This window comes from Sorangium sp. So ce448 (assembly GCF_051520915.1).
In the GTDB taxonomy this organism is placed as follows: domain Bacteria; phylum Myxococcota_A; class Polyangia; order Polyangiales; family Polyangiaceae; genus Sorangium; species Sorangium cellulosum_B.
Genome location: NZ_CP150343.1, coordinates 5,384,094 through 5,410,624, shown reverse-complemented (window position 1 = coordinate 5,410,624; position 26,531 = coordinate 5,384,094). Strand labels below are relative to the sequence as shown.

Below are 26,531 nucleotides of genomic sequence, written 5' to 3'. Positions count from 1 at the left end.
ATAGTATGAGGATTCGATTCAAGGTTGATGCACGGGTACTGGGGTTCATTCCGGTCGCGATGGCGTTGAGCGGCTGCTTTCACGAGTCAAACGTCGTCGGGATCATCGGAGACGAGCTGTCCGACGAGGACTGCACTCCGAGCAAGCACGATCCGATCCCCCCGACGTGCGGGGTGTGGGTCTCGAGCACCCTTGGGAACGACAGCAACGCGGGGATCCAGAGGGCGCCCGTGAGGACGATCTCGGAGGCGCTCGAGCTCTCCCCGGAGAAGGGAAGGCGCATCTATCTCTGCGCCCAGACGTTCGATGAAGCGGTGATCGTGCCCGGGGGACACAAGCTCTTCGGCGGGCTCGACTGCGACGACCGCTGGCGCTGGATAGGCGACAAGAAGAAGACGACGCTCACCGCTCCCGAAGGCGAGACGCCGCTCTCGTTCGACAACGGTGAAGGCGCGGCGGTGATCGAGGATCTCCACGTGATCGCGCGCTCGATCCCGGTGACCCACACCGAGCTGGCAGGCCGATCGGCGATCGCCGCGAACAGCTCCGGGGTCCCTGTCCATTTCACGCGGTGCATCCTCGAGGCGGGCGACGGGGCGCCGGGGGCGAGCGGCGGGGCGTTCGTGGACGGCGCTGCCGAGAAAGGGATGATTGGCAACTTCGGCAACGCCGCGTGCTCGGCCACGACGGTCACCGGCGGGCTCCCCGTGAACAACACCTGCGGTACGCCCGACGATCGGTCGGACGACTCGCGCGGCGGCACGGGAGGGACGGGTGGCCTGGAGTCCGGGGGGGATGGAAGCAGCGGGGTTCCGGGCGATGTGACGAACGGTGGCAAGGGCGAGACAAGCACCCAGCGCTGCACCGCGGGACGGGAGGGCGCGGACGGGGTGGACGGGAGTCCGGGCGCCGGTGCGACGGGCTTCGGCGATCTGTTCCTGAATGGGTATACCGGCCCGCTCGCTGGCGACGGGACGCCGGGCACGCGGGGCCAGGGCGGCGGAGGAGGCGGCGGCGCGAAGGGCGGCGCCGGCGCGCAGATGTGTCCTTTCGAGGCCTCTGCGGCCGGCGCCGGCGGAGGCGCCGGGGGCGCGGGCGGGTGCGGGGGGCTCGGCGGCCGCGGCGGAGGCGCCGGCGGGGTGAGCATCGCCCTCTTCGTGGGGAGCGCGTCCATCGACTTGAACGACGTGGTCCTGAAGACCGGCCGCGGCGGCAATGGCGGCGCTGGGGGCGAGGGCCAGCCGGGCGGCGAGGGCGGCGACCACGGGGCAGCCGGGACCCGAGGCGAGGCCACGGGGCTGAACGCCGCCTGCCCTGGCGGTCGCGGTGGCCGGGGCGGTCAGGGCGGCCCGGGCGGCGGCGGGCTCGGCGGCCACGCGATCGCCATCGCCTACGCGGGCATCAAGCCTTCGCTCACGAACACGACCATCGAGCTGGGTGAGGCCGGGATCGGAGGGCGCGGGGCCAGCCGGACCCATGACGGAGCCGACGGCGTGGCAGCAGAGATCTACGATATCGAGCAGCGGTTCCGGCAGTAGCGCGGCGTGAGGTCCGCGCCGCGACAGCGCCGGGCTCTACGCCGGCGCCGCGGGCGCGGGCCAACTCCGATCCTCCTGCATGCAGCGGAGCTGCGTCACGCGCCGTCCCTCGGCGGTGGTCACCACGATCTCCCGAACGGGCGTGTCGCGCCGCGCGCGTCGACTCAGCTTCTCGACCACCAGGAAGCCCTCCCGCGCGCCCGCGAGGTGGAGGAACTCGTCGAACAGCGCGATGTGCGCGCCGCGCGCGCCCTCGTCCGCCGTCGCGATGCGCCGCTGGGTGGTGACGCCGATCGCCAGCGCGCCGCCCCGGGCCCGCACGACCATCGCAGGATCGAGCCCACGCTGGCTCTCGTCAGGCACCGTCCAGATGTCCGCGACCCCCGCCTCGGTGAGGTGTCGCTTCATGTAGTAGAAGGAAGACTCGAGCGTGTTGTTCCGGTACGGGATCGCCTTCGACTCGATCGGATCGACGTGATTCCGCCAGAACGCGATCAGCGCGCGCGCCCAGCGCCCGCCGTCGAGCCGGCGATCCTGGAACGGCCAGTCCTCCGCCATCGCCTGCGCGCACACGCCGCGCAGCGCCTGCTCGTCGATCCCGCGGGTCGCCAGGCAGGGCGCGCAGTGCATGTAGGCCGTTCCCCTGTCGAGGAGCACGCCGCACATCGAGCAGATGTCGTTGCCGTAGCCGGGGCCCATGTACCGGAGCCAGCCGGCGCTGAGCTCCTCGTGAGCCGCGCGGCGCTCCTCGTTCCGCTCGATCTCCCGCAGTCCGTCCCGGAGGGCCTTCGAGGCCGCGCGCCGCTCGTCATCTCGCTGCTTCATCCGCTGTCCTCCAGCGTGAGCCCGTCCGCGCCGGCTCGGGCAGTGTAACGCCCGAGCCTCCGCCACGCTTCGCAGGAGGTAGGATCCGCCCGTGCGCGATCCCGCACACCAGCCCGGCGAGCGCGCCGCCGTGGGTTATTGACACTGACTTTCATTTACGGCTACGATCCCGGTCGACGACATGTCACGATTTGTCCTGTTTCTTGCGCTCCCGCTGGTCTTCAATGTGGGGTGCGGCTCGGAGTCCGCTCCCGACGATCCTCTGGCTGGCATCACGCTGATCGGCGATGACCTCACCGACATCCCGCTGCACGGCGCTTCTGCGGAGCAGGTAGCTCGGTTCAAGGACGGCGACGCGCTCTTCGATTTCGTCTTTCGCGAGCGCGACGGCCTCGGGCCGCTCTACATTCGCGCGGCGTGCGCCGGCTGTCACGACGGCGCCGCGCGCGGCCCGGGCGCGGTCCAGAAGATGGCGCTCGTCGAGGACGACGGCGTGACGCCGGCGGCGGATCAGGGGGGCCTCCCCTACGGACACACGTTGCGGCCCTACGCCGTCGCGGGGGCGACGACGCTCTCGCAGCCCGAGACCGAGGCGACGATCAAGGTCTCGAAGCGCCTCGGCCCGCCGGTATTCGGGCGCGGCTACATGGAGGCGGTCGACGGCGCCGAGATCGAGCGGGTCGCGGCCGAGCAGGCCGCGCGCGGCGACGCCATCCGCGGGCGCATCAACCGCGTGGTGTTCCACTCGAAGAAGAGCGGGGACGAGTCGTTCAGCGCCTTCGTCGAGGGCGACGAGAACCTCATCGGCCGCTTCGGGTTCAAGGCGCGGGTCGCCACGCTCGACGACTTCACGGCCGACGCCTACCAGGGCGACATGGGCATCACCTCGCCGCTCCGGCCGGACGAGCTGCCGAACCCCGACGGGCTCACGGACGACGCCAAGCCGGGCGAGGACGTGGTCCTCGACACGGTGAACGCCGTCGCCGACTACATGCGCTTGCTCGAGATCCCGAGGCGCGCGCCCGCCGACGCGCGCGGCCAGGAGCTCTTCGCCGAGGCCGACTGCGCCGCCTGCCATGTCCCCTCGCTGAGGACGCGCGCCGACTACCCGATCGCGCAGCTCGCGGACATCGACGCTCCCGTCTACACGGATTTCCTCCTGCACGACCTCGGCCCTGATCTCGCCGACGGGCTGGCCGACGAGTCGGCCAGCTCCGTCGCCTGGCGGACGGCGCCGCTCATCGGCGTGCGCCACAGCACCTCGTACCTCCACGACGGCCGCGCCAGGACGGTCGAGCAGGCCATCTTGCTTCACGACGGCCCCGGCTCGGAGGCCGCCGCTTCGGTCGCCGCGTTCCGCGCGCTCTCGTACGAGGATCGCGGGGCGCTCATCGACTTCGTGCGCTCGCTCTGATCGACGTCCGCCGAGGCGCACACGCACCAGTCCACATCGCGCGCTCGCCCCACGCGAGCGGTGACAAGGAGCTCGAACATCATGCACATCCCCGCCCGCCTGCGGTCCGGTCTGGCCATCGCCGCCGCCGCCCTCTCGCTTCCTGCGTGCGGAAGCGACAACGAGACGCTGCTCACCGACGCGGAGTACGAGCAGCAGGCAGTGCTCGACGTGAAGGCCTTCATCCAGGACAACATCGACAAGTTCGCCGCCGCCACGGCCGCGCTCCAGGCGGCTGCGCCCGCGCCGGACGCCGACGGGTGGAGCGCGACGAGCGACAAGGAGGCCGTCGATGCCATGAAGGCCGAGTGGAAGAAGGCACGCCAAGCCTACGAGAGCGTCGAAGGAGCCATCGCGGTCGTCTTTCCGGATCTCGACTACTCGACGGACGCCCGCTACGACGCGTTCATCGAGGAGCAGGCCGACGACAACCTCTTTGATGGAGAGGGCGTGACCGGCGTGCACGCCATCGAGCGCATCCTCTGGGCCGACGCGATCCCGGAGCCCGTCCTCGCCTTCGAGTCCGAGCTCGATAACTACAGCGAGGCGGCCTTCCCTGCGACCGAGGCCGAGGCCGCGTCGTTCAAGGACGAGCTCTGCGCGCGCCTCGCGGCCGACGCGGCGAAGATGCAATCGGATTTCGGCTCGCTCGCGCTCGACGCGCCGTCTGCCTACCGCGGGGTCATCGCCTCCATCGCCGAGCAGGTGGAGAAGACCGGCAAGGCGGCGACCGGAGAGGAGGAGTCGCGCTACGCCCAGTACACGCTCGCCGACATGCGCGCGAACGTCGCGGCCGGCGTGGCGACCTACGAGGCCTTCCAGCCGTGGATCCTGACCAAGGGCGCCGAAGGCGCGGAGGTCGACGAGGCGGTGCTCGAGGGCTTCGAGCGGCTGTCGAGCGCGTACGACGCGATCGAAGGCGACGCGCTGCCGCCGCTTCCGGAGGGGTGGAGCGAGGCGGAGCCGACCGACGAGCAGCTCGCGACGCCGTTCGGGAAGCTGTTCTCGCTCGTGGAGCACGAGAGCGACGACGCGACCCCGGGCACGCTCGCCAGCGACATGACGAGGTCCGCCGATCTGCTCCGGATCAAGACGCTCCCGTAGAGCGGGGCGGGTCTTCGTGCGCCAAGGCGCGGCGCGCTCGGCCGCGTCAGTCGCCGGCGTTCCACCGCACGAGCACGCACGTGACGTTGTCGGGGCCGCCATGCTGGTTGGCGCGGTCGATGAGGGACCGCGCCGTCGCGGCGAGGTCGCTCTCCTGCGCGAGCAGCTCGGCGATCTCCAGCTCGGGGACCGGGCCCGAGAGCCCGTCCGAGCAGATCAGCAGCAGATCTCCGGCCTCGGGCCGCTCGACCCGCGTGGCCACGTCGACCGTCTTCCCCATCCCGAGCGCGCGCGTCACGACGTTGCGGGCGAGCAGCGGATCCACATCGTCAGGCAGCTGCTCGCCGGTGTTCAGGTGCTCGTTCCAGAGCGAGTGATCCTCGGTGAGCCGCTCGAGCCGGCGCTTTCGGTAGCGGTAGACCCGGCTGTCGCCGACGTGCGCGATGCACGCCGAGCTCCCGTCGACGTAGACGCCCGCGAACGTCGTCCCCATGCCGTAGCAGAGCGGGTCGCGCTGCCCGACCTCGAAGATGCGCTCGTTGGCGCGCCAGATGGACGAGACAAGGCGCAGCTCGAGGGGCGTCACCTCCTCGTCGTACCCCGTCGGCTGGGTGATCTCGCCCTCGCCGTCCTTGCAGAACGAGCGCACGATGTCGACCGCCATCCGTGACGCGACCTCCCCGCCGGCGGCGCCGCCGATGCCGTCCGCGACGACGAAGAGGCCGAGATCCAGATCGACCGCGAAGCTGTCCTCGTTGTGCTCGCGCTGGTGGCCGACGTGGCTTTCACCGGCGGCTTCGATGTGGAGCGGGGGGTTCACAGAGCTTCCTCGTCAGCGGGACGCGTGTCGTGCCGGGAGCATCCAGCGGCGGGACGCCTCGCGCAAGTCAGGAAGGAGCTCAATTCGAGTGAAGAGCGCCGGCCTGCTCGGGCACGGACGTGACGCGCGTGACGCGCGTCACGTGCGCAGCGCGGCGGTCGCCGGCGACTGGAGAGACGGATGGGCGCCGTGCAGCTCGCTGCGCTGCCCGGCAGGGGGCGGGACGCTGGCCGTGAGGGCCTCGAAGCGGCCGTTCTTCCAGGTCACGAGGCCTCCCGAGAGGCGCGCGCTCCCCGCCCCCGGCTCGGACCTCAGCCACACCAGGGGGCGCGCGGCGAAGACCGGCTTGGTGCAGGCCACGTCCTCGAAGGCCGCGGACCACGAGCCGGTGTTGCCGAAGAACAGCCCGCCCTCCCAGGTGCCCTCGGGCGTGTGCGTGTGGCCGAAGACGACCGCTCTGGCGCGATGGGCGCGGGCGACGTGGCGCGCGGCGCGACTGACGCGCTGCCACGTCGCGTCGAGCGGGAGCTTCGGCACCAGGCGCTCGTAGACGATGAGCGCCGCCGGCGCGACGAGCGCCCCCGGCGCGAGCCAGAGCGGAGCGAGCAGCAGCCACACGAGCGCCACCGCGACCGCGAGCAGCGCCAGCGCGGCCCGGTCGAGCCACAGCTCGCGCGCGACGAGCCCCAGCCGATCCTCGGCCGGAGGAGCGAACAGGCGGGCATGACGGGCCACGGCGCGGAGCGGGGCGCCCGTCTCCTGCGCCGCGGCGCCGAGGCACTCGCGCAGGCGAGCGCGCCGCTCCGGCTCGCGCCGACGCACGAGCTCGACGAGCGTGCGGAGCGCGCCGAGCGCCCACGCCCCCGCGAGCGAGCGGCTCGAGAACATGTAGTAACGCGCCCAGTGCGCGAGGTACCCGAACGCGGACAGCATGAACGAGGCGTCCACGTGCGGGTTGAAGTAGCCCATCCGCGACACGAGGAGCCGGCACACGAGCGAGCCCATGGTGGGCTGGATCTCGCCCGGTTTACGCCCGAACGGGACCATCGGGTAGCGGTAGCTGCAATACGCATCGTACTGGTTGCCGTGCTCCACGATGATGCCGTCGGGCGTCTTGTGGAACCACGCGCGAAACACGACGCGCGCGCCGAGCGCCGCGCGCGCGTGCGGGGCGCCGGAGAGCGGCGCGTCGCCCAGCGCGGCGAGCGCCGCATCGACGACGCGGGCCCGGACCAGGTCGCGCACCTCGGGCAACGTGAGCTGGACGTCGTGGTTGCCGGAGATGAACACGACGGTGTGCCCGTCCGCGACGACGCGACCGAGCGCCTCGATGAACACCGGGTGGTCCGCGAGGATCGCCGCCATCGCCGGGACCGCGTGCTCGGCGCTGCGGGGGAGATCGTGAAAGACGCTCTGCTGGTCGATGACGCGCGGGGCATCGAAGTCGAACACATCGCCGTTGAGCACGAGCGTGAGCTCATCGCGCCGCGCGCCGCGCGCCGTGCCCTGCCTCATCTCGTCCCGGAGCGCGTCCAGCATCGCCGCGACCTCGCTGTCGGGGGAGTAAGGAGCCTGACGGTAGCGCATCCACAGGCCGTCACCCGGCTCGAGCTCGCAAAGATGGATATCTGAGATCGCCACCGTATGGAGCATTCGATAAGGTGACACACTCGCCTGTCCACGGCCGTCAGGGAACGGTCACGGCCAGGGGTCGGGCGGCGGCGGAGGCGCATGCGGGCGCGGCGCAGCATGACGTGCCGCGGCGCTGCGATCGCCCTGGACTGCGAGGTGTCAGCGTCTGCGCGTCTGCGCGTCTGTCGGGATTTGTGGTGTCTTGGGCGTTGTGTCGCTCGTGGTCGAGCGTGTTGCGCCGCGACGCCGGCGCTTGCTCGCTAGGGCTTTCCCTTGCGCTTGACGATCACGAACTGCACGCGGCGGTTCTTCTGGCGCCCTGTCTTGACGCGGTTGTCCCCGACCGGCTGCTCGAAGCCGTAGCCCTTGGCGACGAGCTTCTCCCTCGGAACCCCGGCGGCCACGAGCCACGAGAGGACCGCGTCCGCGCGCTGCTGCGACAGGCGGAGGTTGTACTCCTCGCTCCCGTTGTCGTCGGTGTGGCCTTGCACCTCGACGAGCTCGATGTCCGGGTTCTGCTGGATGGCGTCGCGCACCTCGTACGGGATCTCGTCGGAGATGGGATCGACCGTCTCGGCGCGCGACTTGCCGTAGATGACGAACTGCACCGGCCTGGACGTCTTGATCTCGTCGGCGTTGACGCGAACGAACCTGGGGCAGCCGTTCTGTCGTGGATCGGGGACCGCGCCGCGTACGCAGATCCATTCGATCGAGCACCGTACTCAGCCTGTCGTTCCGCTGCTACTTTCCGAACTCGTCGGTGTTGTCGATGATCCCCTTCGGGGTCGTGGGCGCGGCCGGAGGCGCCGGCGGCGCGGCCGACGCGCTCTTCGCCGACGTCGCGCCCTTCCCCGACGTCGGCGTGAGCTCGACCTTCGGCGGCAACGCGCCGGTATCGGTCACCACGACGTCGGCCATCGCCTCGCCGCCCCCCTTCTTGAAGACGCGCACCCTGTGCACGCTCCCGGGCGGCCCGGTGATATCGAGGATCCCGTTGCGCGTCGTCACGCGCTTGCCCTCGACCTCGACCGAGGCGTCGGCGGGCAGGATGACGACCTGAACGCGCTTCGGCTGCGGCTCGACCGCCGCGACCACCTCCGGCGTCGTCGGCGTCGCGGCCGGCGGCGGCGTCGGCGCGGTCGGCGGCGGCGTGGCCGCCGCAGGAGGGAGCGTCTCGACGGTCGCCTTCACCTCCGGCTGCGCGACCGGCTCCGGCGACGGCCGGCTGATGAAGTACACGCCGGCCGAGATGACCGCGGCGGCGAGCGCGGCGCCGGCCACCACCGGCACCCGCGGCACGCCGGGCTGCGTGCCGCGGTGCGACTGGGTGAGCGCCCCCGTCGTCGCAGCGCCAGCGTGGTTGGCGGCCGGAAGGATCGCCGCCGGCGGCCCGCTCTGGAGCGGGGGAGGCGCGAACGACGAGTAGCCTCCGCGGTGCTCCTGCGGGACCGCGGGATACCCACCGCTCTGGTTCGCCGGCGCGGTCGCGGCGTACACGCCGCCCTGGTTCGCCGGCGAGATCGCGGGGTAGCCGCCGCTCTGGTTCGCCGGCGAGGCCGCTGCGTACGCGCTGCCCTGGTTCGCGGGCGGCGCGTTCATCGCGAGCCGCGGCGCGGACTGCCGGTGCACGGCCTCCGGCAGCGGCACGAGCATGCTCTCGTGGATGCCCCAGCCGTACGGAAGGAGCGGCCGGATGGCGCCGAACATCTCCTGCGCGCTCTGGTAGCGCTGCCCGGGGGCCTGCAGGAGGCATCGGTGCACGATCGCCGCGATCTCGGGCGCCACCCACGGGGCGAAATCCTGCACCTGCGGCGGAGGATCCGAGCAGATCGCGATGATCAGCTCACCGAGCGCGGTGATGTGATGGTACGGCGTCCGCCCGGTCAGCAGCTGGTAGAGCACGGCGCCGAGCGACCAGATGTCGGTGCGGTGGTCGATCTCCTTCTGGCCGCGCGCCTGCTCGGGCGACATGTAGAGCGGCGAGCCGATCAGGTTCCCGGTGCGCGTCAGATCGGCGCTCTCGGTCTCGTTCGCCCGGTCCATCTTCACCTTGGCGATCCCGAAATCGAGCAGCTTGACGAGGATCTCGCCGGCGTCGCGGCGCGCGAGGAACAGGTTGTGCGGCTTGATGTCGCGGTGGACGACGCTCGCCTCGTGCGCCTTCTGGAGCCCGATGCACGACTGCGCGACGATGCGCAGCGCGAGGTCGGGCGCGAGCGGGCCGACGCGCTTGATGAGCTCGTGGACGTCCTCGCCCGCGAGGAACTCCATCGCGAGGAACGGCAGGTTCGAACCGCGATCGACGCCGGCGTCGAGCACCTGCGTGATGTGCTGTGTGTCGATCGCGCCCGCCGCGCGCGCCTCGCGCTGGAAGCGGCTCACGACCTTCGGGTCGCGGGTGAGATCCGCCGAGCTGATCACCTTCACGGCGCAGCGCCGGCCGGTCCCGGTGTGCTCGGCCTCGTAGACCGAGCCCATGGCGCCCTCGCCGAGGAGCTTGCGAATCTGATATTTGCCGTCGATGATCGTGCCGATCACAGCGTTAGAGCCACTCTAAGGGATCGCTCGCGGCGTAGCAACGCCCGTGAAGGCGGCACATGCCGCCGGCGCGGACTCGCTGGACTCAGCCGCAATTTCACGCAATTGGGCGGGCCGCGCCGCGCTCCGGCGGCGCCGCGCGTCTCCCATCACCATCGTCGCCGGCCATCCCGCCATCCCGCGCGAGCCGCGGGGGCACGGCCGCGTGGCGCGGTCCCCCCCTGCGTCCGCGACCCGCGCTGGCGGCGACGACCTCACCTCACATGGGTCGCCCCCGCCGGCGCGGGCCCTTGCCTCTGCCGTTGCAGCCGCTCGAGCGCTGCCGTCACGTCCCCGCCGTCCGCTTGCCGCCGAGGTGGTGAGCCCGAGGCGGCGCTGGCGGAGCTCGCGGGGGAGAGCGCCGACGAGGGGCCGACCCGAGATCGGCCATCGAGCGCCAGGGACTCACGCCCTCCCGTGGCGGGCTGCGCGCGGCGCCGGGCTTGTTTCCTACGAGCCCCGCGCCGTCTCCGCGGCCGGCGCTAGCAGCCGAGGCCCGAGGCCCCGCAGTTACCAGCCGAACCCGTTGCCGTTGCCGCCGCAGGGGCTGCCCGCAAACCCGGCGTTGCCGCCGCAGGGGCTGCCCGCAAACCCGGCGTTGCCGCCGCAGGGGCCCACGAACCCGGCGTTGCCGCCGCAGCCCCCGCCGAACCCGGCACCGCAGGAGCCCCCTGTGAAACCGCCATTGCAGGGGCCCTGGAACCCGCCACCGCAGGGGCCAGCCGAGAACCCGCCGTTGAGCGGGCCGCCGATGCCCGCCGGATTGCAGGGGTTGTGGGGCCGGTTGCAGCAGGGGGGGCCGAAGTTGTTGCACGGGCTGCACGGGAAGCAGTCGGGCGCGAAGACGGTGTTGAAGGTGGTGCAAGTCGAGATGAGCGCGGCAGGCACGCCGAATCCGCCGAATCCACCGAAGCCACCGAACGGCATCCCGCCGAACGGCACGCCGCCCACGCCCGGCACGCCACCCGGCACGCCCACCGGCCCCTGCCCGACCGGCCCCTGCCCGACCGGTCCCTGGCCAACAGGCCCCTGGCCGACAGGCCCCTGCCCCATCTGGCCGATGGGCGCCTGCAGGCCGGGGCTCTCCGGTCCCTGCACGCCGACCGGCCCCTGGCCGAGGTCCATGGGGCCCTGCGCGCCGATCGGCCCGCCCTTGCCACCGTACGGCCCCTGATACCCACCCCTCGCCGACGCGCCGGCCTCGAGCGCCTCGGTGGTCGAATCGACCTGCTCGACCTCGTCGATGCTGGCCTCGTCGAGATCCGGATCGTTCACCGCGTCAACGGCGCACCCCGCGCCCAGCGCCGCCATCACCACCGCGAGCCCCAGCACCTTGCCATGAATCGAGAGCATGTGTTGTCCTCCTCAATATCCCGTGATGGCCGGAAGGTCCGAGCCACCCTGGGCTCATCGAAGAGCAGGCTGTGTGCCTCAGCCCTCGTGTGCAGACACTGCCGCTGCGAGCTCGTGTCACCAGCCTTGACGCGTCCGCAAAAAGGCATTCTCTGGATCGACGCCGGCCTTGGTTTTCCGGGTTCTCAACGCGGAGACCGGCGGGACGGCCCCCGATCAGAGCGCGTTTCTCGCGATGGCCGCGCGCCCCATGCTGGAGATGGCGAACTCAACGCCTCGCGGGCAGGCGCCGCGCGCCGTCGCGAGCGGCTCTCTCGCGGGCTTTCGAGCAGAGCACCTGGGCTCCCGCCCGCACCGCGGCCGTCGTGAACGAGAGCCGTCGAGCCCCGATCGAGGCCCGCTCGCGACGGCGCGCGGCGCCTGCCCGCCGCTCGTCTGACCGGGCCGCAACCCGCGCACGACGTCGGACCCTCTGCGCCTGACGTGCTCAGGCTGCGCCGTTTGTGCCCCAACGGAGGCACGACACGAATCGATCGCCTCGGGCCGTAATCGTCTGCCTCCGCCACCGCAACTTCGCGGCGGGCGCTCGAAACGAGCCGCGTCAGCGAGATCCTGCGCCCATGGACCACCCAATGCGCGCACGTGGGCTCATGTGGTCAAATCTGTGTGGATGGATTCACCTGGCGCCCTGGTGGTCGACGCCGTCGTCTCGCTCGGCGCCGTCCGGCGGCGTGATGTCCTTGCAGCAGCGGAATCCAAGGTGGTAGTTCGCGTGGCTGGCCCTGCTCATGAGGCGCGTCGCGTGCCAGTCGGGGGCGCGAAAGCGGCAGTCGTCGGCGTGGACCTCCATCGACGAGAACGCGAACCAGCTGCCCTTCATCTCGGTGAAGCCCCGATCGCCGTGCCGCGCGAGCTCCTCGGGCAGGATGGGCAGGCTCATGTGCTCGGCCACGTTGCCGTGCAGATCGAAGACGCCGAGGCTGCTCCGGCACGCGGGGAACGCGCCGGCCGGATACGTGTTGGAGCCGCAGCGGTCCCACCCGCCGCCTGGACAGCCCGGCGTGCGGGAGCTCCCCGTCCCGCAGAGCGCGTGGTTCTTCGCGGGGCCGTAGCTCCACACCTTCTCGCGCAGGAGGTTGTGGTGCCAGCTCGCCTCGTTCCGGGGGCGCGCCCACTCGTACTCGACGTCCGGATCGCGGAGGGCGCCGGCGCACGCCCCCTCCCACTCGTGCGCGTCGCAGATCCGTTTCCCGACCGCCCTGCACAGGAGCGCCGCCTCGCGGGCCCGGACGTGCACCACGGGGTACTCGCAGGGCACGTTCGGGAACTCGAGCTGATCGATGCACGCGGGGGCGTCCGCCGCGGTCTGACCGCGCGTGGGATCGAAGAGCGGCACCATGCCCGGCGCGCCGCAGGCCGGCTCGCGCGCCGGCTCGATGCCCGAGCGCGCGCGAATGCGACGGCACTCGGATCGTGACATCGGGTGCCGCGTCAGCGCGGGGTTGCCCTGGCCGAGCACCGTCGACGCCGCGAAGATCGCCTCGACCTGCCGCATCGCCTCGTCGGGGAGCGCGAGCTCGCGCCGCATCCGCGCGAACAGCCGGATGCGCTGCTCTTCCAGCGTGCCGGGCTCGGCGTCTTCGTCATCTGTCGTGAGCGTCACGCGCTCCGGTGGCGCCGTCGGCGCGCGCTCCGGCAGCGCGCTCGCCACGAGCGGCGCCGCGCTGCGCGCCGCCGTCGCGGGCGCCCCGGTCCACACGGCCACGGCCGCGCTTGTCCACACGGCCGCCCCCGCGCCGGCAGCGCCCGCGGCGACGAGGGCCGCCGCCCTGCCACGACGGCGCGCAGGCGCCGCGCGCGCGGCGGTCGAGAGCGCCGGCGGCGGGTCGCTCGACGCGGGTGATCGCAGGGCGCAGGCCGGCTCTATCGGCGTCTCGGTGCAGGACATCAGCGCGCGAGCTCGCGCTTACTGCTACGAGCATCCATCGATTCCGGCAACTTTCAGGGCGCTCGCGGCCCGAGCGGCTCCTTGACGGTCCTGCCCGGGCCACGTCAAATGAGGCATGGCGCGAAGGGCGGCCCTCCGAGTCCTCTACCTGGCGCTCCTGCCGGTGCTCGTCCTGTTCGCGCTGGTCATCGCTCCAGTCCTCGTCGTCTCGAGCGTTGCGAGCCAAGGCCGCGTGTGGCGGCCGGAGACATGGAAGAAGATCTCCTACGGGAGCCGCTACTTCCGCTCGTCGTTCCGGGGGAGGATCGGCGAGGTGGTCGACGTCATCGACGTCGTCCGCGATCGCCTGATCCTGCTGCTCGTCCTCCTCGCCGCGGCCTGCGGCGCCGGCGGGCTCGCCGTGTACGCCCTCGAGATCGGCGTCCCCGCCTGGCTCTCGTCGTGGCTGGACGGGTCGTTCCTCTCCTTCCTCACATCCTGGTTCCCCGCGGGCGGCAGGCTCTCCTTCGGCGGCGGGGCCGCGCTCGTCCTGGCCGTGTGCACGGCGCTCGCCGCGCTCGCGCTCGGGGTCTCGCTCTATGCCTGGCTCGCGTCCGCCCTGGGCGAGGCGACCCGCGTGATCCTGCGGTACGGCGGCGCGGCGACGCTCTTCCCCGATCCTGGCGACGCGATCCCCGGCGGGCGGCTCGTCCTCTGCCAGATCTCCGATCTCCACATCACGGCGGGCGGCCGCGAGCCGTACGAGATCGAGGAGGGCTCCGCCGCGTGGCCGGAAGGGGCCCCTCGCCCCGACACCGTCGAGCTGACAGGCCGCCTCCGGCGGCTCGTGACGGAGATCGCCGCCATGAAGCCGCCGCTCGTCGCGCTGACGGGCGACATGACCGATCTCGGGGAAGAGGCGCAGTGGGGCGAGCTCGAGGCGGCGCTCTCCGGCATCCCGGCCTCCTCGCAGGTGCTCATGGTGCCCGGCAACCACGATGTCGCCATCAACCTCGGTACGTCGCCCGACCCTTACCTCACGAAGCGGGCGGAGCGCGAGCAGCGCTTCATCGAGGTGCTCACCCGCGTGGAGCGCGGCCCCTTTCAGCCTCCCCTTCACGTCCCGGCCCGCAAGCGCGCGCGGCGGCGGCTGCGCGCGATCGCCGGCCTGTATCCGAGGCGGCTCGATCTCGAGGGCGGTATCCGGATCTTCGGCCTCAACTCCAACCGTTACCGGTCGCGGTTCGTGGGGTCGAACGCGATCGGGCAGATCGGCGGCGCTCAGCTGCGTCGCCTCGCCCGCGCGCTCCGGCGGGGGTCCGGCCCGGTCATCGTGCTGCTCCACCACCACGTGGCGCGCCTCGCGGGGCCGATCTCGCTCAACGACACGTTCATGATCGCCATGGATGGCCCGCGCCTCCTCGAGATGCTCGCGGCGTATCAGCAGAAGAACCCGAAGAAGAACAGCGCGCTCGTGCTCCACGGGCACAAGCACCTCGCGTTCTTCGGCCACTACCGCTCGAAGAGCGGCGGTCGCGTCAGCGTGTACGCGCACCCCTCGTCGACGCTCGGCCACGAGACGGACGGCCACCTCGACGGCGTCGCCAGGTTCGCGGCGATCCGCCTGACGGACGACGGTATCTGGCGCGTCGAGACGCACCCGCTCCGCCCCGCGCGCTCCGCCGCGCCTGCGCCGCCGGCCGCAGCCGAGGCGGCCGTGTCGTGAGGTGAGCGACACGACCGCTCAGTACGGTCAGCGCCGATTCTCCGACGAAGCGAAGGGCGGCATGCCGGGCCCGTCGCGCCGGCGCCGCCGGACACAACCGAGCCCGCGGTGAGATAGAAATCTACATTGCATGATATGCAGGGTCGCTGCGTCTGGCCGCAATGCATCATTTCTGGCCCCTGCGTCGTCCGGCTGTCACGTTGGTCAGCTATGCTCCCCGGATGACGGGCACCCAAAGCGAGCTTCACGGCCGTGTCTGCTCCGGGTGCCTCACGCAGAATCGACGGCTTTGGCGCCGGCGACACGCGCCGGGCCGCGCTTCATGGAGGGTTCGACTTATGAGATTGCCCACGATGGCCAGTGTGTTGCTGACAGTGGGTGCGATCGGCGCTGGATGTGGGGGCAATGGCGCCAGCGACGGCGACGGGAGCTCGCAGAGCGGCGGCCCGGGGAGCGGGGGCTCTGGCCAGGGGAGCTCCCAGAGCACGAGCGGCGATTTCGGATCGGGCGGTCCGGGCGCCAGCGGCTCCTCGGGGCAAGGCGGCTCCTCGAGCAACGGCAGCTCCTCGGGCCAAGGTGGGGCGTGCGCCACCCAGTCGGCCAGCGCCGACCTCCAGCCCGTGTACCTCGCCTTCGCGTTCGACGTGTCCGGCAGCATGGGCATGGGCGACGAGCCCTGGTACGACAAGGAGCTCAAGTGGGATCCCGTCGTCGCGGCGACGAAGCAGTTCTTCAGTGATCCCCTGTCCGATGGCATCAACGCGTCGCTCAGGTTCTTTCCGAGCCGCGCCGAGAAGTGCTCGGACGCGACCTACGAGACACCGGAGGTCCCGATGACGCCGCTGCCCTCCCCGCTCTTCGCCGAGGCGATCGACGACGTCACCCCGGCCACCACCGCCGACTGGCGCGGCGGCACGCCGACGCTGTTCGTCATGCAGGGGACGATCTCGTACGTCGAAGAACAGCGGCAGGCCACGCCCGGCAGGTATGCCATCGTCCTCGTCACGGACGGTTATCCTTCGGGATGCGGCGCGGAGGCCAACAGGATCGAGGGCGTGTCGGACGCCGCGGCCGGCGCGCTCGAGGACGGCGTCCCGACGTACGTCATCGGCGTCGACAACCCGCCGATCGAGGGCGCGCCGCACGACCTCGACAACCTGCACCAGATCGCCGACGCGGGCGGGACGGAGCAAGCCTACCTGATCGACACGGGCAATCCCGGGGCGACCTCGGCGGCCTTCAAGGCGGCGATCGACGCGATCCGCGGCGCGTCCGTCGCGTGCACGGTCGAGATACCGCCCGCTCCCGACGGGCGGAGCTTCGACGCGCAGCGGGTCCGCGTGACGTACCAGAGCGGCGGAGGTAACCCGACGGCGCTCTCCTACGACCAGGAGTGCGCGAGCGAGAACGCCTGGCGTTACGACAGCCCCGCGAACCCGACCCAGATCGTGCTCTGCGACAGCACGTGCGCCACGATCCAGGCGGACCCCGAAGCGGCCCTGGGGGTCGACTTCACCTGCGAAGACGTGATCGTGATACCGCAGTGAAACGCGGACGACGCTCAGCACCTGCGCTCGGCGTCGTCCGTCTCGGCGGTTCTTGACACCCTGCGACATTCCCGCCCACGATGCCTCGGTGACACCTCGCTCGCCGAAGTCGCCCGCGTCCCTCGCTGTCCGCTCGCCCGCCGTCCTCACCATCGCGCTGTCGCTGCTGGCCGGCGCGTGCCAGGGCTCATCGACGAGCACGAGCCCGCCGTCGGAGAAGACCGCCGGCCCCAGCGCCGCGGCGCCGGCGAGCGCTGCGCCCGCGGCGCCGGCCGCCGCATACAAGGTCGGCATGGTGCTGGTCGGCCCCTACAACGACAAAGGGTGGAACCAGGCCCATCACGACGGCATCCGGTCGGTGCTCGCCAAGATGCCAGACGTCGGCTTCGAGTATGTCGACAAGGTGAACCCGGCCGACCGCCCGAACGTGAAAGGTTCCCAGGTCGCGGACGATCTCATCTCCCGGGGCGCGCGGTTCGTCGTTTACAACTCCGACGATTACAAGGACGACGCCCTCGAGACAGCGCGCAAGCACCCGGAGGTCACGGTCATCCATGTCTCCGGCGATTACGCCTGGAAGGAGGGCAAGAACCACAAGCCCCAGCCCAACCTGGGCAACCTCATGGGGCGTATCGAGACGGCCCAGCACGTCGCCGGGTGCGCCGCGGCGCTCGGCACCGAGACGGGCAAGATCGGATATGTCGGCCCGCTCGTGAACGACGAGACCCGCCGGCTTGTCACCGCGGCGTACCTCGGCGCGCGGTACTGCTGGGAGAAGTACCAGAAGAAGAAGCCGGAGGACCTCACGTTCAAGGTCACGTGGATCGGCTTCTGGTTCAACATCCCGGGCGTCACCCTCGACCCCACCAAGGTGTCCGACGACTTCATCGGCGGCGGCTTCGACGTGCTGATGACCGGGCTCGACACGCCCGAGGCCGCGCTGCAGGCCAAGAAGGCGAGCGGCGCGGGCAAGAAGGTCAAGTACGTCCATTACGACCACAAGGCCGGCTGCGACCTGGCGCCGGAGATCTGCCTCGGCGTCGCGTACTACAACTGGGCGCCGCTCTACCGCGACGCGATCGAGAAGGCGCGCGCTGGCAAGTACGCGAGCGAGTTCGTCTGGCAAGGGCCGGACTTCCGCGACCTGAACGGCGAGTCGTCGGTCGTCGGCTTCGGGCCCGGCGCCGCGCTGGGAGAGGCGCAGGCGCCGCTCGGCGCGTTCGTCATCGAGCTCGCCAACGGGCTCGACCTCTTCAAGGGGCCGCTCAAGTTCCAGGACGGCACCGAGTTCCTGAAGGACGGCGAGGCCGCGACGCCCCAGCAGATCTGGTATCTGCCGCAGCTGGTCCGGGGGATCACCGGGCCGAGCAAGTAGCCGTCTCCGGGCGGTGATCCATGCGGATCGAGATCGAGCGCGTCGCGAAGCGGTTCGGCCCGGTCAAGGCCAACGACGGCGTGTCGCTGACGATCCAGGCGGGCGCCGTCCACGGGCTGCTCGGCGAGAACGGCGCCGGCAAGAGCACGCTCCTCCGCATCCTGGGCGGGCTCCTCCGCCCGGACGCGGGCCGATTGCTCTTCGACGGCCGCCCGGTGGCGCTCGCGAGCCCGGCGGACGCGCTCGCCGCCGGCGTCGGCGTGCTCCACCAGGAGCCGCTCGATTTCCCGCCGCTCACCGTCCTGGAGAGCTATCTGGTCGCCCGGCCCCGCGCGGCCGGCGCAGGCGGCGGCGCGCGCTCGTGGCTCGCGCTCCCTGGCCGCGCCGCGGGCCTCTTCCTCCCCCGGCGCGCGGCGCGCGAGGAGCTGCTCGCGCTCGCGGCGCGCTTCGGCTTCTCCGTCGACCCGGACGAGCACGTCGCCCGGCTCACCCTCGGGGAGCGCCAGCAGATCGAGCTCTTGCGGCTCCTCTCGCTGGGCGTCCGCGCGCTGCTCCTGGACGAGCCCACGACGGGGATCTCCGGGGCGCAGCAGGAGGCCCTGTTCTCCGCGCTGCGGCGGCTCAAGGCGGACGGCAAGGCGATCGTCCTCGTGTCGCACAAGCTGTCGGACGTCGAGGCGCTCTGCGATCGCGTGACGGTGCTGCGTCACGGCAAGGTGGCGGGAGAGGCGGAGATGCCGGCCGGGGCCGATCGCCTCGTCGCGCTGATGTTCGGCGAGGCGCGTGCGCCTCGGGAGCGGTCCCCCGAGGAGGGCGGCGGCGCGGCGCTCGCGCCGCTCGCGCCGCTCGCGCCGCTGGAGCGCCCGCCCGAGCCGAGCGGCGGCGCGGGGCCGGATGGCGGCGCGGCGCTCGCCCTCGAGGGCGTGGGGTTCGGCGATCACCGGCTCGACGTGCGCATCGCCCGCCTCGCCGTCCGCCGCGGCGAGGTGATCGGGCTCGCGGGCCTCGAGGGGAGCGGCCAGCGCCTCCTGCTGCGCGCCTGCGCGGGGCTGCTCCGGGCGCGGCGGGGACGCGTCGTCGTGGGCGGGGCCGACCTGACCGGCCGCCCCTACCCGGCCTTCCTGCGCGCCGGCGTGGGCTACCTGCCCGCGGATCGCCGTCGCGAGGGCCTCATCGCGGGCCTCTCCATCGAGGAGCACGTCGCGCTGCGCGCGCCGCGGCCCGGGCTCTTCCTGCGCCCGCGGGAGATCCGGCGCGCCGCCGAGCGGGCGATCGAGGCGCTCCGGATCCGGGGCCGGCCCGACACGCCCGTCGAACGGCTCTCCGGCGGCAACCAGCAGCGCACCCAGCTCGCGCTCCTCCCCGCGGGCCTCGCGCTGCTCCTCCTGGAGCAGCCGACCCGGGGGCTCGACATCGCGTCGGCGCGCTGGGTCTGGGAGCAGCTCCTCGCGCGGTGCCGTGCGGGCGCGGCGCTCCTGTTCGCGTCGTCCGACCTCGACGAGCTGATGCGCTACAGCGATCGCGTCCTCGTGTTCAGCGGCGGGCGCGTCTCGCCGCCCGTCGGCGTCGCCGACCTCACGCTGGACCGGCTCGGGCGGATGATCGGCGGCGAGCTCGACGGCGCCGCCCTGCCCTCGGCGCCTTGTGCACCTGCGGCGCCCCCGCCGCCCGCGGGGTCCGACCGATGAGCTCCGAACCGAGCGCCCCGGCCGAGCCCGCCGCGCGCCGCGCGCCGCGCCGCGGTGCCGTAGCCCTCCTCCTTCGTCTCGCGCCGCTCGCCCTGGCGTTCGCGCTCGTGGCGGGCCTCTGCGCGCTCCTCGGCGCCTCGCCGGCCGCGGTGGCCGGGGGCCTGTGGCAGGGCGCGTTCGGCTCCACGGATCGCGCCGCGCGGGTGCTCGTCACGCTGGCGCCGCTGCTCCTCTGCGGGAGCGGCCTGCTTTTCACGTTTCGCGCCGGGCTGTACCACCTCGGCGTCGAGGGGCAGCTCGTCCTGGGCGCCGTCTGCGCCACGGGCGCGGCGCGCGCCCTGTGGCCGCACCTCCCGGCGGGCGCCGTTGTCGCGCTCTGCGTCGGCGCGGGCGCGATCGGCGGGGTGCTCTGGGGCGCCCTCACGGGCGCGCTGCACACGCGGGTCCGGGTGAGCGAGATCTTCGCGGGCCTCGGCATGAACTTCGTGGCCCAGGGGCTGGTCCTGTACCTCGTCTTCGGCCCGTGGAAGCGCCCCGGCGTCGCGTCCATGGCCGGCACCGAGCCGCTCGACGGCGCGCTCTGGCTCTCCACGCTGGGCGGCACCGATCTCAGCCCCGCAGCGCTTCTGCTCGGGGTCCTCTCGCTCCTCGGGACCGCCGTCGTGCTCGGGCGGACCCACCTCGGGCTCCGGCTGCGGGCGGTGGGGCTGAGCCCGCCGGCCGCGGAGGTGCTCGGCGTGCTCGCTGCGCGGCAGGTGCTCCTCGCGTTCGCGGTCTCCGGCGCGCTCGCCGGCGTCGCCGGCGCGCTGCAGGTGCTCGGCACGTTCCACCGGCTCATCCCGAGCATCTCGAGCAACCTCGGCTTCCTCTCGCTGCTCGTGGTGATGCTCGCCGGGCGGCGCGCCGCGCTCGTCGCGCCGATCGCCCTGTTCTTCAGCGCGCTCAACGTGGGCAGCCTGGAGCTCCCCATGACCCTCGGGCTGGAGTCCTCGCTGTCGGGCGTGCTCCAGGGCGCGCTCGTCCTGTTCGCGCTCCTCTCCCCCCGGGCGGCGCGCGGCGGCGGCCGGCCGGAGGTGGCGTGATGGGACGAGGCCCGAAAGGACGAGGCCGATGGAGGCAGGCCTGATGGAAGGACGCCTCGGATGGAAGGAGCAACCCTCATGAGCGACGGAGGCGCCGAGCTCCTCTCGCTGCTCGCGACCGCGCTCGCGGCGTCGACGCCGCTCGTCTACGCCGCGGTCGGCGAGACGCTGACCGAGCGGGCCGGGGTCATCAACCTCTCGGCCGAGGGCGCGATGATGCTCTCGGCGATGGTCGGCTTCGCGGCCGCGCTGTCGACCGGGAGCGTCCTCGCCGGCTTCGCCGCCGCGGCCGCGACCGGGGCGCTCGTCGCGCTCGTCGTGGCGATCGGCGGGATCTACCTCGGCCGCTCCCAGATCGCGGTCGGCTTCGTCCTGGCGATGCTCTGCGCGGATCTCTCGTCGGTCCTCGGCGGCCCGTACGTGCGCGTCCCCGGGCCGACGGTGCCGGCGGCGTCGATCCCGGTGCTGCGGGACGTGCCGCTCGTGGGGCCGCTGCTGTTCCGGAGCGATCCCCTTGTGTATGGCAGCTACGTCCTCGTCGCCTGCGCGTGGCTCTTCCTTTATCGCACGCGCGCGGGGCTCCTCCTCCGCGCGGTGGGCGAGCAGCCGGCGGCGGCGCACGCGCGCGGGGCGCATGTGACGGGCGTGCGCACCGCGGCGACGCTCGTCGGCGGGGCGCTCGTGGGCATCGCCGGCGCGGCGTACTCGCTCGATTTCAAGGCGGGATGGAGCCACCGCCACACGGCGGGTTACGGCTGGATCGCGCTGGCGATCGTGATCTTCGGCGGCTTCCACCCGGTGCGGGCGGCGCTCGGCGCGTACCTCTTCGGCGTGCTCTCGTCGGCGGCGAGCCTCGGCCAGAGCGCTCTGCCATCGGTGCCGACGCAGGTCTTCAGCGTGGCGCCGTTCGTGCTGATGATCGCCGTCCTCGGGCTCACCTCGAGCGGGCTCCTGGAGCGCGCCTCCGCGCTGCTGCCGAGCGCCGCGCGCCGCCCGATCCTGCGCGCGTTCGACGCCACGCCTCCCGCGGCGCTCGGGCAGCCCTACCCGGCGGACGGCGGGGCGGAGGAGCGGCCGCGCGGCGTGGATCAGAGCGCCGAGGAGCGGTCGTTTGGTGTGGGGGATGGGGCGGAGGGGCGGTCGCGCGGGATGGATCAGCGGGCGAGATAACAGACCTCGAGCCAGGGGCGGTCGCTCTGGTAGGGGTGATCGCTCGATCGGTACGACGTGCGCCCCTTCGGCCCTTCCTCGACGAGGAAGCCGTAGTTCGGTGTCGCGCCGTCGACCCACGCCTGGACGAGCCCGGTCAGATCGGCGCTCATGGCATAGGGGCTGACATAGGTGAGCTCCGCCGCGGTGGCCTTGTCGTAGCCCGCGGCGAAGCTCTGCCAGGTCACTGTGTCCTCGCGCCACGGTGCGGTGATCCGGTGAGCACGGACGGTCTGGTCGCCCGATCCGAAGGCGACGACGCCGAACTCTGCCGACGTGACGGTGGCCCCGGCGGGGATGCCGTCGAGCCCGAACCGGTAGAGCGCCTGCTTGCGCGCGCCGTTGGAGTCGCCCGAGTAGTTGTAAGGGATGTGGCCGTCGCTGTAGCGGGGGAAGGCTTCCCAGATATCGGCGTCCTCGACCGCGCCGAAGACGCCTCGCTGCAGGGTGACGCACACGTCTTTGCATGCGTCCCCGAGGCCGTCAGCATCGCTGTCGAGCTGGTCCGGATTCGCGGCGGCGGGGCAGTTGTCGCAGGCGTCGCCGATCCCGTCGAGGTCGCTGTCGGTCTGGTCCCAGTTGGCGACGCTCGCGCAGTTGTCGGTCGCATCACAGAACGTATCGCCGTCGCTATCGCCGAGCGGACACGGATCGCAGGCGTCGCCGATGCCGTCTCCGTCCGCGTCGGCCTGGTCCGGGTTGTCGTGGTTGGCGCAGTTGTCGCAGCCCGCGCCCAGGCCCGGCGCGATGTCGTCGCCGTCGTCGCTCGAGAGCGACGACAGCCCGAGCTCGTAGCCGTCGCAGACGTCGCGATCCGCGCAGGGGATGGGGCCGGAGACCGCATCGTACAGGCAGAGGAGCGAGGCGCCTTCGGTCGCCTCGACGTACACGCGGGCGAAGCCGACGGCCATCGACCCGCCGCCGACGACATCGACCTGGAGATCATTGCACGCCGCGGGATTGTAGAGGGCGAGGACGTCGGGCTCGGTGAACGTCCTCTGGAGCGTCTCTGAATTGCAATCGCAGCCGTTGGTGCTCGCGACCGTGTCGAGGTGGACCCCATTCAGGTACAGCGAGAACGCGCCGGCGCTGCAATCGGCGTGGTTGATGGTGAACGTGATCGCTGTCGGTGCCCCCAACGCCGTCCCGGGGATCCCTGCGAGCACGAGAAGAGAGAGGCAAGCGCCAGCAGCGCTCGTATGGAAGTATCGCATGATTCTTCTTATATTCTTAGTTTAGACAACATACAACAACCCTGAGAGGTTTTTGGTTCGCTGGTGTGCGCGCGTGCACCTGTCACGTGGTGCCGTGGCGCCGCGAGGCGCAGTGAACAGCGGGGTACACGACGCGCAGTGAACAGCGGGATACTCGCCATGGGGTGAACGGCGGGATACGCGCTGTGGGGTGAACAGCGGGGTACACGAGGCGCCGTGAACAGCGGGATACTCGCCGTGAACAGCGGGATACTCGCCGTGGGGTGAACGGCGGGGTACGCGACGCGGGTCACGCATCCGGCGGTCAACTCGGCGGGGGCGGGCGGCCGGGCAGCGCCTCGACACCATCGCCGTCCGCATTCGTGGTGACGCCGGTCGTGGCGGTGCCGGTTTCGATGGGACGTTGCGGTCGTTCAGGCGGCTTGCCGCATTGGCGATTTCTTACGGCGCTCTCGCTCTGCCGCGAGCCGCGAGCGCGCGGGTACGGCCGGGACGCTGGCGCGCAACCGGCGGCTGGGATATAGCGTTACGATCGGGCCAGCATCGGCGTTCGCCCCGATTTGGCCAGGACGGGACAGGCGGGGCCAAACATCCGCGCCGCGGCGCGCTGCCAGGGTCGGCAAGCGACGGCTCACCTGCTGGTGTGCCCGAGGTTGGACCGTGCGGTGTCGCGAGCGCTCAGGAGGGGAAGTCCTGGTCCAGCTGGGCGACCAGATCGTCCCGATCGATGCTGCGCCATGCGCTGCACGCGGCCTCGATGTGCCGCCGCCGGGCTGCCGAGTCGGGCGCGAGGACGGCGAGGCGGTGATGCGTCCAGCCGAGGGCGTAAGGCGCCGGGATGCGCTCGTAGAGAGCCAGGGCCTCCTCGTAGCGAGCGCGGGCAGCGCTGGTCTCGCTGTGGGCTTGGGCGATGTCTCCGAGGCTCTCGATGCAGTCGGCCTCGCCATGCACAGCCCCCACCTGCCGGTAGAGCGGTAGCGCTTCTTGATAGCGCGTCCTCGCCTCGTCGTGCTGTGAACGCTCCAGCGCAATATCTCCAAGGCTCTTGATACAATTGGCCTCGCCGCGCAGCGACCCTACCTGCCGGTAGAGCGGCAGCGCTTCCTGGTAGCGCGCTGTGGCCTCATCGTGATGCGAGCGCTCCAGCGCAATATCTCCAAGGCTCTTGATGCAGCCGGCCTCACCGCGCAACGACGCTACCTGCCGGTAGAGCGGCAGCGCTTCCTGGTAGCGCGCTGTGGCCTCGTCGTGCTGTGAACGCTCCAGCGCAATGTCTCCAAGGCTCTTGATGCAATTGGCCTCGCCGCGCACATCCCCCACCTGCCGGTAGAGCGGCAGCGCTTCCCGGTAGCGCGCTGTGGCCTCGTCGTGATGCGAGCGCTCCAGCGCGATGTGCCCCAGGCGCAGGATGCACTTGACCTCGCCGAGCACATCGCCCACGTGCCAGTAAAGCGCCAGCGCTTCCTGGTAGCGGGCTGTGGCCTCGTCGTGATGCGAGCGCTCCAGCGCGATGTGTCCAAGGCTCCGGATGCAGGTCGCCTCGCCGAACACATCGCCCACGTGCCGGTACAGCGCCAGCGCTTCCTGATAGCGCGCTGCGGCCTCATCGTGCCGCGAGCGCGGCAGCGCGATGTCTCCAAGGCTCTGGGCGCACAGCGCCTCTCGCCGCCTGTCCCCGGCGTGCTGCGCCACCTCCAGCGCCCGACCAAAGGGCAATGGCGCCGCATGCCCGGAGAAACGCGCGAAGTTGGTCAAGGCCACGGCCGCGTCGATCCATCGACCCGCGTCAGCCTCCGTGAGCCCGCGCCGGATCACCGCGTCCAGGTTCGCGCCCTCCGCTGCGAGCCGCGCCGCCGCCTCCGTGCCGCCGCGTCGCCCCGGCACCGGTCCATGCGCGCACGCGAGCTCCCGATAATGCTCCATCGCCCTCGCGAGGTCCTCCACGACCGGCGGGCACTCCGCCGCCACGTACTCGCGCACCGGCGAGAGCATCTTCAGCCGGCCGCCCTCGAAGTAGGCCAACCCTACCTGCGCCAGCGCGCGCGCCGCCGCCGGCCCCGTTCCCGGCAAGAGCACAGCAAAATCCCGCTGCGCGATGCCGTCCGGCAGCACCGCCAGCACCGAGAGCAGCCGCCGCGCGCCGGCCGTCATTCGCGGCGACCCGAGCGACAGCTCGAGCGAGGTCCTCCAGCTCCGGAGTCGATCGCGGGCTCCACCGTCGCGCTCCAGCACCGCCGTCCGGCGCGCCTCCCACTCGTCCTTCAGGTTGACCAGATCGTTGCCGTGGGCCGCTTGTGCGAGCAGCGTGATCGCCAGCGGGATGCCCTCCATGAGGGGAAGGAGCGCCGAGAGCGCCGGCTTGCCCCGGTGCTCCTCGCCCGCGATCGCGCAGAACACCGCCTCCGCCTCGGCACGCCCCAGCGGCCGGAGCTCGACGGGCGAGCTCCAGGTCACGCGCCCCGGCCGGCCGGCGCCGCGCACCGACGCCACGAGCGACAGGCCCGGCACGGCCGCGAGCTCCGCGAGCAACGCCTCGGTCCCGGACTGGTCGTCGCCATCCCAGGGCGTCTCCAGGTTGTCCAGCACGAGCACGGCCGGGCCCGCCGCGAGGACCGACAGCGCCCGCTGCCACCGATCCGGCCCGGAGGTCACGCGCAGCGCGCCGGCCAGCGCGACGGCTGCAGACTCGGCGTCCGGCGACGCGTCGAGCCGCGCGAAGAATCGCCGCTCCTCGAAGCGGGCCACGACCTCCGGGCGGTGCAGGACCGCCAGGCTGACCGTGCTCTTGCCGACGCCCGCCGCGCCGAGGAGCAGCACGCGTCCCGGCGGCTCGCGCACCAGTGCCGCGACGATGGCGTCCACCACCGGGCCTCGGCCGATGCACAGCTCGGCCGGGGGCAGCCCCGCGGCCAAGGCGCTCCGTCCTCCCGGAGCCGCCCGCCGGCTCCTCACGCCCTCGACCACGGCGCGCAGGCCGCGCACCACCTCGGTCCAGGCCTCGCCCCGAACCTGCCATCCCTCGACAGGCCGCCCGCCCTCGGGGAGCGGAGCGAGCTTGCCGAACTCGGTCCAACCCCAGTCGCAAGCTCGGACCGGCACGGGCACGACCACCACCTCGCCGGCGGCACGCCGGGCGAGAGCGCGCGCCGCCTCCTCGTCGAAATGACGATCGGAGGCGAGGAAAGCGGGGCTCACCAGCAGGACCACGACCTCGGCCGCCTCGATCTGCGCGCGCGCCTCCGCCGCCGGTTCTCCCCCCCGCGGCGACGCGGTCGTCGTGCCAGACCACGATCAACCCGCTGCGCTCGATGGGCCTCAGGTGGACCATGAGCTCGGCACGCAGCGCGGCGTCTTCCGGGACAGACGAGATGAAGAGACGAACCGGCTTCGCCATGCGCGCCCAGGGCTGCAGTCTGCTCCGCCGAGCTTACCGACGTCACGGTGGGCTGGATAGCCCACGA

At 72.0% G+C, this 26,531-nt stretch carries 18 protein-coding genes and 1 pseudogene; 10 read left to right on the top strand and 9 right to left on the bottom strand.

Annotated features, from left to right (window positions below; translation table 11 throughout):
• Window positions 1-5: 5 nt before the first annotated feature.
• Window positions 6-1,538, top strand: a complete 1,533-nt coding sequence (locus tag WMF45_RS20305; protein WP_437718534.1) for a PGRS family protein — start codon at window positions 6-8, stop codon at window positions 1,536-1,538.
• Window positions 1,539-1,574: 36 nt separating this feature from the next.
• On the opposite strand, the gene WMF45_RS20300 is transcribed toward WMF45_RS20305, so the two are convergent.
• Window positions 1,575-2,363 carry a hypothetical protein gene (locus WMF45_RS20300; protein WP_437718533.1) on the bottom strand — a complete coding sequence of 263 codons (789 nt, stop codon included), beginning with the start codon at window positions 2,361-2,363 and terminating at the stop codon, window positions 1,575-1,577.
• A 181-nt stretch (window positions 2,364-2,544) separates the two neighbouring features.
• Between WMF45_RS20300 and WMF45_RS20295 the strand changes: the two genes are divergently transcribed.
• Both WMF45_RS20295 and WMF45_RS20290 read left to right on the top strand, forming a co-directional pair.
• Window positions 2,545-3,777: a di-heme oxidoredictase family protein gene (locus WMF45_RS20295; protein ID WP_437718532.1), complete on the top strand. Its 1,233-nt coding sequence runs from the start codon at window positions 2,545-2,547 to the stop codon at window positions 3,775-3,777.
• Window positions 3,778-3,858: 81 nt separating this feature from the next.
• Window positions 3,859-4,920, top strand: a complete 1,062-nt coding sequence (locus WMF45_RS20290; RefSeq protein WP_437718531.1) for an imelysin family protein — start codon at window positions 3,859-3,861, stop codon at window positions 4,918-4,920.
• Window positions 4,921-4,966: 46 nt separating this feature from the next.
• Here WMF45_RS20290 and WMF45_RS20285 read toward each other — a convergent pair whose 3' ends face one another.
• The 6 genes from WMF45_RS20285 to WMF45_RS20260 form a co-directional block, all read right to left on the bottom strand.
• A complete protein-coding gene (locus tag WMF45_RS20285; RefSeq protein WP_437718530.1) occupies window positions 4,967-5,740 on the bottom strand; it encodes a PP2C family protein-serine/threonine phosphatase in 774 nt (257 codons plus the stop codon).
• 138 nt (window positions 5,741-5,878) lie between these two features.
• Window positions 5,879-7,381: a hypothetical protein gene (locus WMF45_RS20280; protein WP_437718529.1), complete on the bottom strand. Its 1,503-nt coding sequence runs from the start codon at window positions 7,379-7,381 to the stop codon at window positions 5,879-5,881.
• Window positions 7,382-7,632: 251 nt separating this feature from the next.
• Complete coding sequence (locus WMF45_RS20275; protein WP_437718528.1) at window positions 7,633-7,980, bottom strand: OmpA family protein; 348 nt, start codon at window positions 7,978-7,980, stop codon at window positions 7,633-7,635.
• Window positions 7,981-8,113: 133 nt separating this feature from the next.
• Entirely contained in the window at window positions 8,114-9,910 is a 1,797-nt protein-coding gene (locus tag WMF45_RS20270; protein ID WP_437718527.1) for a serine/threonine protein kinase, read from the bottom strand.
• A 549-nt stretch (window positions 9,911-10,459) separates the two neighbouring features.
• A complete protein-coding gene (locus tag WMF45_RS20265) occupies window positions 10,460-11,302 on the bottom strand; it encodes a hypothetical protein (protein ID WP_437718526.1) in 843 nt (280 codons plus the stop codon).
• 676 nt (window positions 11,303-11,978) lie between these two features.
• A complete protein-coding gene (locus tag WMF45_RS20260; RefSeq protein WP_437718525.1) occupies window positions 11,979-13,250 on the bottom strand; it encodes an SUMF1/EgtB/PvdO family nonheme iron enzyme in 1,272 nt (423 codons plus the stop codon).
• Between the two features lie 115 nt (window positions 13,251-13,365).
• On the opposite strand from WMF45_RS20260, the gene WMF45_RS20255 reads away from it, so the two are divergent.
• From WMF45_RS20255 to WMF45_RS20225, 7 genes and pseudogenes are all read left to right on the top strand, one after another.
• Window positions 13,366-14,955, top strand: a complete 1,590-nt coding sequence (locus WMF45_RS20255; RefSeq protein WP_437718524.1) for a metallophosphoesterase family protein — start codon at window positions 13,366-13,368, stop codon at window positions 14,953-14,955.
• 338 nt (window positions 14,956-15,293) lie between these two features.
• Window positions 15,294-16,502: a vWA domain-containing protein gene (locus WMF45_RS20250; RefSeq protein WP_437718523.1), complete on the top strand. Its 1,209-nt coding sequence runs from the start codon at window positions 15,294-15,296 to the stop codon at window positions 16,500-16,502.
• 88 nt (window positions 16,503-16,590) lie between these two features.
• Window positions 16,591-17,877, top strand: coding sequence for a BMP family lipoprotein (locus tag WMF45_RS20245; RefSeq protein WP_437718522.1), 1,287 nt, complete (start codon window positions 16,591-16,593; stop codon window positions 17,875-17,877).
• A gap of 83 nt (window positions 17,878-17,960) precedes the next feature.
• Window positions 17,961-18,437 (top strand): annotated as a pseudogene (locus WMF45_RS20240) (ATP-binding cassette domain-containing protein); the annotation flags it as partial.
• A gap of 174 nt (window positions 18,438-18,611) precedes the next feature.
• Complete coding sequence (locus WMF45_RS20235) at window positions 18,612-19,565, top strand: ATP-binding cassette domain-containing protein (RefSeq protein WP_437719558.1); 954 nt, start codon at window positions 18,612-18,614, stop codon at window positions 19,563-19,565.
• Complete coding sequence (locus WMF45_RS20230; RefSeq protein ID WP_437718521.1) at window positions 19,562-20,647, top strand: ABC transporter permease; 1,086 nt, start codon at window positions 19,562-19,564, stop codon at window positions 20,645-20,647. Before WMF45_RS20235 ends, WMF45_RS20230 begins: the two co-directional genes overlap by 4 nt.
• A gap of 78 nt (window positions 20,648-20,725) precedes the next feature.
• Window positions 20,726-21,817: an ABC transporter permease gene (locus tag WMF45_RS20225; protein ID WP_437718520.1), complete on the top strand. Its 1,092-nt coding sequence runs from the start codon at window positions 20,726-20,728 to the stop codon at window positions 21,815-21,817.
• On the opposite strand, the gene WMF45_RS20220 is transcribed toward WMF45_RS20225, so the two are convergent.
• Window positions 21,802-23,070 carry a DNRLRE domain-containing protein gene (locus tag WMF45_RS20220; protein WP_437718519.1) on the bottom strand — a complete coding sequence of 423 codons (1,269 nt, stop codon included), beginning with the start codon at window positions 23,068-23,070 and terminating at the stop codon, window positions 21,802-21,804. The genes WMF45_RS20225 and WMF45_RS20220 overlap by 16 nt on opposite strands.
• A 678-nt stretch (window positions 23,071-23,748) precedes the next feature.
• Complete coding sequence (locus tag WMF45_RS20215) at window positions 23,749-26,265, bottom strand: tetratricopeptide repeat protein (protein ID WP_437718518.1); 2,517 nt, start codon at window positions 26,263-26,265, stop codon at window positions 23,749-23,751.
• Window positions 26,266-26,531: the final 266 nt, after the last annotated feature.